Origin of the sequence: Streptomyces sp. NPDC046727, from assembly GCF_040645635.1 — a bacterium.
GTDB lineage: Bacteria > Actinomycetota > Actinomycetes > Streptomycetales > Streptomycetaceae > Streptomyces.
This window is the reverse complement of sequence record NZ_JBEYYR010000003.1, coordinates 316,848-328,672: the sequence shown is the minus strand read 5'-3', so window position 1 is coordinate 328,672 and position 11,825 is coordinate 316,848. Positions and strand designations below refer to the sequence as shown.

Below are 11,825 nucleotides of genomic sequence, written 5' to 3'. Positions count from 1 at the left end.
GAGGGCGGCCGCATCGGCAGCGGCGCCCTCGGCAGCGGGCAGGGCGGAGTGGCGCGATGTGTGCGCTGACGTACGCGCACCGCTTGCGCGCCCCGTCCCCCCACCCGACGTCCCGGTTGCGACGAAGACCCTTTGCCGAACTCCCGGCCACGACCTGAGAGACCGTGACCGCCGGGCCAACGAGAGGAACCCCTCCCGTGCCTGCCAACCGCTCAACGCTTCTCCGCCGCGGCATAGCCGCGATCGCCGCACTCCCCCTGCTGACCCTCGCAGCCTGCGGCTACGGGTCCGACTCCAAGGACGACAACACCACCACCAAGGTCGCCGCCGGAGCCAAGAAGATCGACGGGCTCGACACCGTCAAGATCGGCTACTTCGGCAACCTGACCCACGCGACCGCCCTGGTCGGCAACCAGAAGGGCTTCTTCCAGAAGGAGCTGGGCGCCACCGAGGCCAAGTACCAGATCTTCAACGCCGGTCCGTCCGAGATCGAGGCGCTGAACTCGGGTTCCATCGACATCGGCTGGATCGGCCCGTCCCCGGCGATCAACGGCTACACCAAGTCGAACGGCAAGAGCCTGAAGATCATCGGCGGTTCGGCCTCCGGCGGTGTGAAGCTGGTCGTCAACCCGGCGAAGATCAAGTCCCTGAAGGACGTCAAGGGCAAGAAGATCGCGACCCCGCAGCTGGGCAACACGCAGGACGTGGCGTTCCTCAACTGGGTGGCCGAGCAGGGCTGGAAGGTCGACGCCGAGAGCGGCAAGGGTGACGTGTCCGTCGTGCGCACGGACAACAAGGTCACCCCGGACGCCTACAAGTCCGGCTCGATCGACGGCGCCTGGGTGCCGGAGCCGACCGCGTCCAAGCTGGTCGCCGAGGGCGGCAAGGTGCTGCTGGACGAGGCGTCGCTGTGGCCCGACAAGAAGTTCGTGATCACGAACATCATCGTGTCGCAGAAGTTCCTCAAGGAGCACCCGAAGGCCGTCGAGGCGGTCCTGAAGGCGTCGGTCGAGACCAACAAGTGGATCAAGGCCAACCCGGACGAGGCGAAGGCCGTCGCGAACAAGCGGCTGGGCCTCGACTCCGGCAAGGAGCTGCCGGCGAAGGTCCTGGACCCGGCGTGGAAGTCGATCCAGATCACCGACGACCCGCTGGCCGCGACCCTCAGCACCGAGGCACAGCACGCCGTCAAGGCCGGTCTGCTGGAGAACCCGAAGCTGGACGGCATCTATGACCTCACCCTCCTGAACAAGGTGCTCACCGCCGAGGGCGGCAGCTCCGTCAGCGACGCCGGTCTCGGCGCGAAGTAACCCCGTAGCCGACGAGTTCCCAGGAGGTGACGACCATGTCCACGACCTTCGCCAAGGCCGACGAGTCGGTCGAGCACGCGGCGCGCATCGAGCACGTCTCGAAGTCCTTCGCCGTACCGGGCGGACAGCAGCTCGTCCTGGACGACATCAGCCTCGATGTCGCTCCGGGCGAGTTCGTCACCCTCCTGGGGGCCTCGGGCTGCGGCAAGTCGACCCTGCTGAACCTGGTGGCGGGGCTGGACCGGCCCTCCGCCGGCAGCATCGCGACCAACGGGCGCCCCGCTCTGATGTTCCAGGAGCACGCCCTGTTCCCGTGGCTGACCGCGGGCAAGAACATCGAACTCGCCCTGAAGCTCAGGGACGTGCCGAAGAGCGAGCGGCGGGAGCGGGCCGAGGCGCTGCTCGAACTCGTCCGGCTGCAGGGCTCGTACGGCAAGCGGGTGCACGAGCTGTCCGGCGGTATGCGCCAGCGTGTGGCCATGGCCCGCGCGCTCGCGCAGGACAGCCAGCTGCTGCTGATGGACGAGCCGTTCGCGGCGCTCGACGCGATCACCCGGGACCTGCTGCACGACGAGCTGACCCGGATCTGGCAGGAGACGGGCCTGTCGGTCCTCTTCGTCACGCACAACGTGCGCGAGGCGGTGCGGCTCGCCCAGCGGGTGGTGCTGCTGTCGTCCCGGCCCGGCCGGGTGGCCCGCGAGTGGCGGGTGGACATTCCGCAGCCGCGGCGCATCGAGGACGCGCCGGTCGCCGAACTGTCCCTTGAGATCACCGAAGTACTGCGTGGGGAGATCCGCCGCCATGGCCAGCACTGACACGACGAAGGCAGTCCTGCGGGACGCGGCGGGCGTCGAGGCCGGCCTGGACGCGCTGGAGGTCGGCGTCGTCGGCCGGACGCCGATCCGGCAGACCTTCAACGGCAAGATCCTGCCGCCGATCGTCGCCACCGCGGTGGTGCTGGTGGTGTGGCAGGCGCTGATCTCGTTCAAGATCGTCGACGATCCGACCAAGCTGCCCTCCCCCGCCGACGTGGGCAACGAGTTCAAGGACGCCTGGCTGGAAGGCAAGCTGCTCGGCTACATCTGGACCAGCGTCTCGCGCGGTCTGCTGGGCTTCCTGTTCGCGCTGGCCATCGGCACCCCGCTGGGTCTGCTGGTGGCCCGGGTGAAGTTCGTGCGGGCGGCCATCGGCCCGGTGCTGTCCGGTCTGCAGTCGCTGCCGTCGGTCGCGTGGGTGCCGCCGGCGGTGATCTGGCTGGGCCTGAACAACTCGATGATGTACGCGGTGATCCTGCTCGGCGCGGTGCCGTCCATCGCCAACGGCCTGGTATCCGGCATCGACCAGGTGCCGCCGCTGTTCCTGCGGGCGGGCCGCACGATGGGCGCGACCGGTGTGAAGGGCGCCTGGCACATCGTCCTGCCGGCCGCGCTGCCGGGCTATCTCGCCGGCCTGAAGCAGGGCTGGGCCTTCTCCTGGCGCTCGCTGATGGCGGCGGAGATCATCGCCTCCTCCCCCGACCTGGGCATCGGCCTGGGCGCGCTGCTGGAGAACGGCCGCAACGCCAGCTCCATGTCCATGGTGTTCGAGGCGATCTTCCTGATCCTGTTCGTCGGCATCGCCATCGACCTGCTGATCTTCAGCCCGCTGGAGCGGTGGGTCCTGCGCAGCCGCGGCCTGCTGGTGAAGAGCTGAAGCCCATGCGCCACGAGCCCGTTCTCCTCGTCATCGCCCACGGCAGCCGCGACCCGCGGCACGCCGCGACCGTGCACGCCCTGGTGGAGCGGGTACGGTCGCTGCGGCCGGGGCTGCGGGTGGAGACCGGGTTCCTGGACTTCAACGTCCCGTCGGTGAACGGGGTGCTGGAGTCGCTGGCGGCGGAGGGCGTGCGGGACGTCGTCGCCCTGCCGCTGCTGCTGACGCGCGCCTTCCACGCGAAGGCCGACATCCCGGCCGTGCTGCGGGACGCGCCGGCGCGGCTGCGGATCCGGCAGGCGGACGTGCTCGGCCCGTCCCCGCTGCTGCTGTCGGCGCTGGAACGGCGCCTGTACGAGGCGGGTCTGTCCCCCGCCGACAAGTCCTCGACCGGGGTCGTGCTGGCCTCGGCGGGGTCCTCCGACCCGGAGGCGATCGCAGTGATCGCCGACATCGCGCGGGAGTGGTGGCACACCGGTTGGTGCGCCGTGCGGCCTGCGTTCGCCTCCGCTGGTTCTCCCGCCGGGTTCTCCCGCACCGAGGACGCCGTGCGCGAACTGCGGGACCTCGGCTGCGAGCGGGTGGCCGTGGCACCGTACGTCCTGGCCCCCGGCTTCCTGCCGGACCGTATCGCGCGCGGCGCGGCCGGGGCGGATGTGCTGGCCGACGTGCTGGGCGCGGCACCGGAGGTGGCACGGGTGCTGCTGGAGCGGTACGACGGGGCGCGGCGGCCGGCGCTGGCGGCGCTCTACGCGTGACGCTGGTCCTGGCAGTGGTTCCGGCCGCACCGTGGGGCTGGCTGCTCATTGCGGACTGCGGGTTCGTGGTGGCTGGTCGCGCCCACGCGGCGGAGCCGCATATCGATACCGCCCCGCGCCCCTGGGTGGGTTGTCGCGCCGTCGGCTGTCACGGCACCGTACTGCCGCTCAGGCTCCTACCTGCTCGGCTTCCTCTAAAACCCTTCCTGGCCACCTCCGGATCTGCTGGGATGGTCCCCTGAGCACTATCGGGGGAGAGCGGTTCGCGTGGCCGGTCGGGAGTTCGGGCATCACCTGGGGCTGCCCAGGGCCCTGTCGGGTCTGCCGCTCAGTCCGCTCGTGCCCGGATACGGCACCCTCGCCGCCGCCCAGCACGCGGCGGGCTTACGCCATCTCGGCGAGGTGCTGGCCGCCGGCGGTGGGTTACAGGTGCTGGACGGGCTGTACGTGCCCGCGGGGCCGCGTGGCCGGCGCCGGGTGGACGCGCCGCTGCTGGAGGGACTGGCCCGGTCCTCGGGACCCGCCGTCGCCCCGCTCGCCGAGCGGCTGGCCGCGCTGCACCGCGCCGACCCGCAGGCACCGCGCCGGGTCGTCCTCTACCAGCTGATCAATCTCCTCCAGGACCAGCCGACAAGTCAACTGGCCTCGTACATAGGCCAGTTGGGCGTTCATCGCGACGAGGCGGCGGGGCTGCTGGCGGCGGCCCGGGTGCGGCCCGCGCTCGACCGGCGGCAGCGGGACGCCGCCGAGTCCCTGGCCGACGCCCGGGAGCAGCGGCGGCTGCACCGGCTGCGCGCCCTGCTCGACCGGCTCCCCGCGGGCGGTACCGACCCGGCGCTGGCGGCCGTGCGGGCCGAGACCGCCGAGCGGCTGCGCGCCGCCGAGGACGCCCTGCGGGCCGGGCGGCGGGCCGAGGAGCGGGGTGACCGGGAGGCGGCGAGCGCCGGGTACCTGTGGGCGCTGCACGCCGCCGCCGACGACCGGCGCGCCCTCGGCGGACTGGTCCGCGTACACGGCCGCCACCCCTCACTGGGGGCCGAACTCCGCGCTGAGCACGTCGAGTTGACCTGGAAGGACAGCCGGGAGCCGCCCGGTGAGTGGCGGCTGCTGCGGCTGTACCGGGACGGGCGGGGCAAGCCCGCCGTACGCGGCGTCCCCGACTCGGCCAACGCCACCGCGGGCACGGCACGGGACACGGGGGCCGAGCCGGGTGTCACGGTCCGGTACGCGGCCCTGCCCCTGCGCGACGGGCGGGTGGACGGACCGCCATTGGTGTCCCGGCGGCTGCTCGTCGCCCCCGAGGTGGAGCGCCCGGTGCTCACGGACGGGCCGGAGCGGATCGAGGGCACCTGGCGGCGCCCGGCCGGCGCCGCCGACGTCACGGTCGAGCACACCGGCCCCGACGGCCGCACCGCACAACTCCCCGCGCACGCCGAGGGGTTCACCGCCACCGGACTGCCCGCCGGCGGCCACGCCTTCCGCATCGTGTGCCACTACCGCACCGCCGGCGGCCGTACGGTCCCCTCCCCCGGCCTCCGGATCACCGCCACCGTGCACCCCTGGCCGGAGCCCGTGCGCACGCTGACCGCCCGGCCCGTGGGCGGCGCCGTACATTTCGGTTGGACCGGGGCCCAGGACGCCGAGGTCCGGCTGGTGGCCTGGCCCGACGGGGCGCCGGAGCCGGGCGCCGAGCTGCGCACCGACGCGCTGCCGCCCCCGCTGGACTGGCCCGGGCCGGCCGATGCCCTGTGCCCGCCGCCCGGCACGTACACCGAGGTCGGTGCGGTCGCCGTGCGCGGCGCCCGGGCGCTCGCGGGGCCCGCGGTCGGCGTGGAGGCCGTACGGCCCGTGGCCGGGCTGACCGCACACCGGCTCCCGGACGGGCAGGCGCGGATCGTCCTGGACTGGCCCGAGGACGTCCCGCACCTCGTGGTCGGCTGGACGCCGGTGGGATCCGGCGGCGGCGGGGAGCGCACGGTCACCGCGCACGCTTACCGGCGCGGCGGGCTTCAGTTGCCCGTCGGCCCGGGCGCCGTGCGGGTGCGGGCCGCGTCGGCGCCCCGCGTGCCCGGCGCGGTGGTCGTGGTCCCCGAAGCGGCCGAGGTGCTGGTGCCGCCGGACGCGGCCGTCTCCTATCAACTGGTCCGGGCGCCACGGCGGCTGCTCGGCCGGGGACGGACCCTGCTGCGGGTCACGCTGACCGCGCCCGGCGACTTCGCTCACGTCCCGGAGTTCGTGTGCGTCGCCCGCGGCGGCACCCTCCGCCCCCGCAACGCCACCGACGGCACGGCCGTCCTCAGGATCCCCGGGCCCGAACTGGCCCGGCACGGCAGCCTCGAACGGGAGCTGCCCACCGCCCCCTGCCCCGCCCCCTACACCCTGCGCGGCTTCCTGCTCGGGGAGCACGCGGCCTCGGTCCGCCTCGAAGAACCCTCTCTCGCCAGCCTGGTGGTGCGCTGAGCCATGACGACCGTGATCTGCCCCTACTGCTTCGCCCGCGCGTCGGCGGCCAGACTGCCGTACCGCTGCCTGATGACCCCGAGCGGGGTGCGCGGCGGAGCGCCCTGCGGGCCCGAGTCCGACGACAGGTGGGCCTCCTTCGTGGGGCCCGGCGTGCCGCCGGCGGCTCGGATGCGCGGGCCGGTGTTCGCGCCGGCGCGCCGGCTCGGCGGGCTCGGCAACGCCGGCAGCAGCGTGCCCTGCCCCGCGTGCGGGGTGCCGACGCCGGTGCGGGTGTGCGGGTCCTGCCACAGCGATCTGCCCAGCGACTACTGCGACCAGGACAGCCGGATCATCGCCCTGGTCGGCGCCAAGGCGTCCGGCAAGAGCACCTATGTGGCCGTGCTGCGCAACGAGTTGGACCACAGGGTGGGGCAGGCCTATCACGCGTCGCTGGCGGCGATGGGGCAGCACACCCAGGCCCGGGACAGGGAGATGACCGAGGACCTGTACGAGCGGCTGCGGCTGCCCGCCGCCACCCGGCCGGCCGCGCTGGGCTTCAACGACCCGCTGCTGTACCGGCTCAGCCTGCCCAGGCGGGGACTGCTGGGCGGCTCCGGCACCCGGCACACCACGCTGGTCTTCTTCGACGCGGCCGGCGAGGACCTCGCGGACGCCGAGGCCATGGACCGCTACACCCGCTACCTGAGCGCCGCCGACGGCATCATCCTGCTGGTCGACCCGCTGCAACTCGGCTCCGTCCGGGACCGGTTGCCGGTGCACGAGGGTCCGCCGCTGCCCGTGCTGGAGACCTCGCCCCGGCAGATCGCCGCCGACCTCGCGACCCAGCTGCGCACCCACGGCAAGGGCAGGGCGGGCGGCCGGGTGAGTACGCCGATCGCGGTCGCCGTCACCAAGACGGACATGCTCAGACCGCTGCTCGACCCGCACTCCCCGCTGCTGCGCAACGCCCCGCACCCGGGCGGCGCCTACGACGCCGAGGACCGGCTCGCCGTCCACGAGGAACTGCGCACCCTGCTGACGGACTGGGACTCCGGCGCGCTGCTGCGCCAACTGGAGCACGATTTCGCCCAGTTGTCGCTGTTCGGGCTGTCGGCGCTGGGCGCGCCACCGCCCGCGAACGCGCCGGCGGACGTACCGAAGTCGGGGCCGCAGCCGGTGCGGGTGGAGGACCCGCTGCTGTGGCTGCTGTCCCTGCGCGGGCTGCTGCCCGTGCGCACGGCCGGAAAGGAGCGGGTCCGGTGAGCCTCGCCCAGCTGCACTACACCTCGGCGCCGCCCGGCCCGGACGGGTCCGGCTTCCGCTTCACCGCGGTCAGCCCCGGCGTACCGACCACGCTGCTGCGGGAGGCGGAGCAGCTCATCGGGTACGAGCCGCCGCGCGATCTGCCGGACCGGCCGGACGCCGAGCAGCTGAAGTCCTTCCCGAGGGCCTTCGCCTGTACCGAACTGTCCGACGGCGGGCGCCTGTTGAGCCGGTCGGTGTACACCGGCGCCGACTACAGCGGGCGCTGGGGCAACTTCCACGCCCACGCCGTGCATCTGCCGCCCGGGACCCGGCTGCCGGACGGGGCGCTGCCGATCACCGCGTGGGAGTCGCCGCGCTGGGCGGACGCGACGCCCCCGGACGGCCGGCCGTGGCCGATCGACCGGTTCGAGCCGTCCGAGCTGGTGCGCCGGGACGGGCTCGTGGCGTTCGCCCGGTCCCGGGCCGACCGGCTCGCCGCGTTCTTCGCCGACCTGCGCACGCTCGCCGAGGGCAGCGACGTCCGGCAGATCGTGCTCGTGGAGCGGGACAGCGCGGACGTGGCCCAGTGGATCGCGCTGGCCTGCACGGTCCTGCCGCGCGAGCAGGCCCACCGGCTGACCTTCACGACGTACACCCGGCGGCCGCAGCAGGCCCGCCAGCAGATCGTCGGGGCGCTGCCCTCGTCGGAGCCGGTCGGGCACGACCACCGGTTCCGGGTGCACGACCACACCGGGCGGTCCGCCGCGGAGCCCGTGACGGACGTCTGGGCCGATGTGTGCGCGCGGGTCTGGGCGGCCGGGCGGCCGGAGCTGTTCCGGGACACCGCCCGCGCCGCCCGGGACACCGCCGACGTGGTCGGTCCCCTCGCCGCGACCGCGCTCGCCGAGGGCATCGCCCTGCGCCCGGCCGCCCGCGCGGCGGCGGCCCGCTGGGCCACGGAGCACGCCTTCGACCTGCCGGAGCCGGCCCTGACGGCCTTGCTCGGGGCGCTGGCGCAGGGGGCCGAGGACGAGGTCGGCGACGGTGCCGCGGACGACGAACCGGCCGCGCTGGCCGCCCTGTCGGCCCGGCTGGACGGGCAGGTGCCCACGGTCGTGTCGGCGCCGCTCGCCGCGCGGGTGCTGACCATGGCGGTGAGCGGGCGGGGCCCGGTCCCCGCGCCGGCCGCGGGGTCGCTGACCCCCGAGGTGCGGGCCGCGCTGGCCCGGGACCTCGCACCGGCCCTGCGGCACGGCATCGCCGACGCGACCGGGCCCGCCACCGGCCGGCCCCTGGCGCTGCTGCACATCGCCGACCTCCTCGACGTCGACTGCACGGACCTGCTGCCGGAGTTCGCGGGCCGGACCGCCCGGGAGCTGGTGAGCGAGCGGGAGCCGAGCGAGGCGGGCGGGACGGGCGACGGCCTCACGGGCGAGGCGGGCGACGGCCTCACGGGCGAGGCGGGCGACGGCCTCGCGGGCGGCGCGCTGCTCGACGCCGTCCACGGGCACCCCGCCCTGCGCGCGGCCCTGTTCGGGGCGCTGGACGCGCTCGCGGCGGCTCATCCGGCCGCCGTCGCGGGGCGGCTCGCCGGGTCGGGGCTGCCGGTGCAGCTGGACCCGGGCTTCCCGCACCTGCGGATGTGCGTGCTCGGCGCGGCGGCCGGCCGGTCCGGCGGTGACCGGCGTGCCCGGTTGCGTGCGGTGCTGCACACCGCCGGGGTCTCGCCGCACGCCGAACCGGCCGTGCTGCACACGGCGTTCCGTCTGGTGTGGCCCGACGAACCGCCCACCGGCGAGGAGGCGAGCCTGCTGCTGAACGAGCTGGGCTCGGACGCGCACCGGCTGGCCGGCACCCGGGACCTGCTGGTGGCCGCCGCGCTCGCCGCCCCGGCCGAGGACGCCGCCGTCCCGTCGCTCGCCGCCGACCTGCTGCGCTGCTTCACCGCGGAGCTGGCCCCGGCGCACCGGGCGCCGCTGCTCCTGCTGGAGTTCACGGCGCTGCTCGGCACCGACGGCGAGGGCGAGAACTGGGTGGAACGCGTGCGGACGCTGCGGGACGGCGCCGTCGAGCCGGTGTCGGAGCAGGTGACCCGGCGGGTGTACGACGCCGTCGCCCGGCGGCTGCTGACCGTGCCGGTACCGGAGAGCGAGCTGTACGCGCTCGCCCGCTCCGGTGACACGGCACTGCTGGCGGCCTACGAGCGGGCGGCGCGCGGCGCCACGGTGGCCGAGCGGCTGCGTACCGCGCCGTCGTACGTGGCCGCCCGTTTCTGTGACTGGAGCGCCTATCAGGACACCGACCCCGGCTGGGAGGCGACGCGCACGGCGCTGCTGGCCAAGGTGCTGCGGCCGGTGGTGCGGGCGCTGCCCGCCGAGGACCGGGCCGCCGTCGAGGAGGCCCTGCGGCGTACCGGCCGGGGCCGGCTGGACGCGTACCGCGCGTGGAACCGGCCCGGTGCCCTGGGCCGGCTGGCCGGCCGGCTGACCGGGCGCGGCCGGCGCGAGGACGGGCGGGCGCCCTGGCCCGGGGACGTCCGGCCACCCGCCGACGGAGGTGGCCGGTGAACGCCGCGAGCGGCGACCCGTACCTGCACATCGCGGTGCGGGTGCTGCTGGCGCTGTTCGCGTGGGCGGGCCTGGTCGCCGTCGCGGTGTGCCTTTTCCGGACGCTCTGGGAGTTCCTCGGGCGGGGTGTGCACGCGGTGTGGCGGGGGCTCGGGCCGTGGGAGTCGGGCCGGCTGGACCCGCGCCTGCCCGGCGTCGCCGGAGGGGAGCCCGCCCAGCTGGCCTACTGGTGGCGGCAGTCGTGGGCGGACGCGGCGTCCGCGAGCCGGGACGGCATGCGGATGCTCTGGCGGGCGTTCCGCGATCCCTGGCTGGACCGGATCGTACGGAACCTGTTCCGCGGCCGGCGCCCCCGGGGCCGCTGGGTGCGGGTGCCGCTCGGCCGGTTTCTGCTGGTCGCCCTGATCGCCCCCGGTACGGCGGCGGGCGCGCTGGTCGGCGCGGTGCTCGCCACCGTGCTGCTCGGCTGGGCCCTGCTGGTCCTGGCGCTGCTGCTGGGTGTGGTGTGGCTCGGCTGGGCGGCGAGCGTGCCGCTGCTACGCGGGGTGGAGCGGGGCTGGGCGCTGCTGCGCGGCCTGCGCGTCACCTGCCCCCACCCCGGCTGCTACGCGCCGGTGCCGCTGGCCCTGCACCCCTGCCCCGACTGCCCGGCCCGCCATGCCGAGCTGCGGCCGGGACGGTACGGCGCCCTGTGGCACGTGTGCGGCTGCGGGCGCCGGCTGCCGGCCACCCGGCTCACCGGGCGGGGCAGGCTGTCCGCGCTGTGCCCGGCGTGCGAGCAGATCCTGCCGGAGGCGGTGGCCACCACCCGGGTGGTGCACACGCCGCTGGTCGGCGGCACCTCCTCCGGCAAGACGATGCTGATGGCGGCCATGGTGGAGGGGCTGCACTCCTGGGCCCGGGAGGGCGAACTGCGCATCGAGTACGCGTCGGCGGCCGACCAGCGCTCCCACACCGGGGTCAGCCGGCAGCTGCACCGGTCCGGGTGGGCGCACGCCACCACCGGCGGGCCGCCCCGCGCCCTGATGCTCACCGTGTCCCGGGGCCGCAGACGGCGGCTGCTGTACCTGTACGACCCGATGGGCGAGTCGGTCAGCGAGGCCGAACGGGTCCGGGCCCAGCGGTACCTGGCGCACGCGGACGGGGTCGTCCTGGTCGCCGACGTGCTCGCCGATCCCACGGTGCGCGCCCGGCTCGGCCCGGCCGACGCCGAGCGGGCGGAGCGGGCCCGGCCCTCGGCGCAGGGCCCGCGGACCACGTACGAGCGGCTGACCGGCGAACTGGCCGCGCTGACCGGACGCCGGCGGCGGCTGCCGGTGGCGGCGGTCATCACCAAGCGGGACGCGCTGGACCAGCTGACCTCGCTGCCGAAGCCGGGCGCCCGGATCGACGACTGGCTCGGCGACATCGGCTTGGGCGCCCTGGTGCGGGCCCTCGGCCACGACTTCCGCACGGCCCGCTACTGGGCCGTCAGCGCCCACGCGGCCACCGGCACCGGGCCGTTGGAGAGCGAGCAGCGGCGGGCCGCCGAGCCGGTGCTGTGGCTGCTCGCGGCCACCGGGCTGCGCACCGGTCCGCTGACCGGGCGGGCCGGTGGCGGGGCGGGCCGGGTGCCGTGGCCCCGGCGGCGGACGGACGACGGCGGGGAAGGCGGGTACAGCCCGGCATGAACCATGTGACTCCGCCCGTCGGCCGGGCCCGGCGGGCGATGGCGGGACTGTTCGTCACCGCCCTGCTCCTGGCGGCGGCAGCCCTGCCCTTCGGGGCCTGGCTGCTCCTGCCCCACCCCTGACAAACCGCTTGGACACGAA

The 11,825-nt window shown here is 75.2% G+C and carries 9 protein-coding genes; all 9 read left to right on the top strand.

Going from position 1 to position 11,825, the window contains the following annotated elements; all coding sequences use genetic code 11:
- Window positions 1-197 precede the first annotated feature (197 nt).
- The gene (locus ABZ937_RS05495) at window positions 198-1,310 is read left to right on the top strand and encodes an aliphatic sulfonate ABC transporter substrate-binding protein (RefSeq protein WP_361685943.1); all 1,113 of its coding nucleotides are present in this window, start codon (window positions 198-200) and stop codon (window positions 1,308-1,310) included.
- Between the two features lie 35 nt (window positions 1,311-1,345).
- Complete coding sequence (locus ABZ937_RS05490) at window positions 1,346-2,125, top strand: ABC transporter ATP-binding protein (RefSeq protein WP_361685941.1); 780 nt, start codon at window positions 1,346-1,348, stop codon at window positions 2,123-2,125.
- Window positions 2,112-3,002, top strand: coding sequence for an ABC transporter permease (locus ABZ937_RS05485; protein WP_361685939.1), 891 nt, complete (start codon window positions 2,112-2,114; stop codon window positions 3,000-3,002). Before ABZ937_RS05490 ends, ABZ937_RS05485 begins: the two co-directional genes overlap by 14 nt.
- A 5-nt stretch (window positions 3,003-3,007) precedes the next feature.
- A complete protein-coding gene (locus ABZ937_RS05480) occupies window positions 3,008-3,760 on the top strand; it encodes a sirohydrochlorin chelatase (RefSeq protein ID WP_361685937.1) in 753 nt (250 codons plus the stop codon).
- A gap of 267 nt (window positions 3,761-4,027) precedes the next feature.
- Window positions 4,028-6,220: a hypothetical protein gene (locus ABZ937_RS05475; protein WP_361685935.1), complete on the top strand. Its 2,193-nt coding sequence runs from the start codon at window positions 4,028-4,030 to the stop codon at window positions 6,218-6,220.
- Window positions 6,221-6,223: 3 nt separating this feature from the next.
- The gene (locus ABZ937_RS05470) at window positions 6,224-7,465 is read left to right on the top strand and encodes a hypothetical protein (RefSeq protein WP_361685933.1); all 1,242 of its coding nucleotides are present in this window, start codon (window positions 6,224-6,226) and stop codon (window positions 7,463-7,465) included.
- Complete coding sequence (locus ABZ937_RS05465) at window positions 7,462-10,014, top strand: GTPase-associated protein 1-related protein (RefSeq protein ID WP_361685931.1); 2,553 nt, start codon at window positions 7,462-7,464, stop codon at window positions 10,012-10,014. Before ABZ937_RS05470 ends, ABZ937_RS05465 begins: the two co-directional genes overlap by 4 nt.
- Window positions 10,011-11,684 (top strand): hypothetical protein, encoded by a 1,674-nt coding sequence (locus ABZ937_RS05460; RefSeq protein WP_361685929.1) that lies wholly within the window; start codon window positions 10,011-10,013, stop codon window positions 11,682-11,684. The genes ABZ937_RS05465 and ABZ937_RS05460 overlap by 4 nt, the downstream gene beginning before the upstream one ends.
- Window positions 11,681-11,806 (top strand): hypothetical protein, encoded by a 126-nt coding sequence (locus ABZ937_RS05455; protein ID WP_361685927.1) that lies wholly within the window; start codon window positions 11,681-11,683, stop codon window positions 11,804-11,806. The genes ABZ937_RS05460 and ABZ937_RS05455 overlap by 4 nt, the downstream gene beginning before the upstream one ends.
- The last annotated feature ends 19 nt before the right edge of the window (window positions 11,807-11,825 follow it).

Bases quoted from the DNA above. Each gene is read 5' to 3' on its own strand.
- ABZ937_RS05470 (WP_361685933.1), top strand. From the start codon at position 6,224: ATGACGACCGTGATCTGCCCCTACTGCTTCGCCCGCGCGTCGGCGGCC.
- ABZ937_RS05455 (WP_361685927.1), top strand. From the start codon at position 11,681: ATGAACCATGTGACTCCGCCCGTCGGCCGGGCCCGGCGGGCGATGGCG.
- ABZ937_RS05490 (WP_361685941.1), top strand. From the start codon at position 1,346: ATGTCCACGACCTTCGCCAAGGCCGACGAGTCGGTCGAGCACGCGGCG.
- ABZ937_RS05480 (WP_361685937.1), top strand. From the start codon at position 3,008: ATGCGCCACGAGCCCGTTCTCCTCGTCATCGCCCACGGCAGCCGCGAC.
- ABZ937_RS05485 (WP_361685939.1), top strand. From the start codon at position 2,112: ATGGCCAGCACTGACACGACGAAGGCAGTCCTGCGGGACGCGGCGGGC.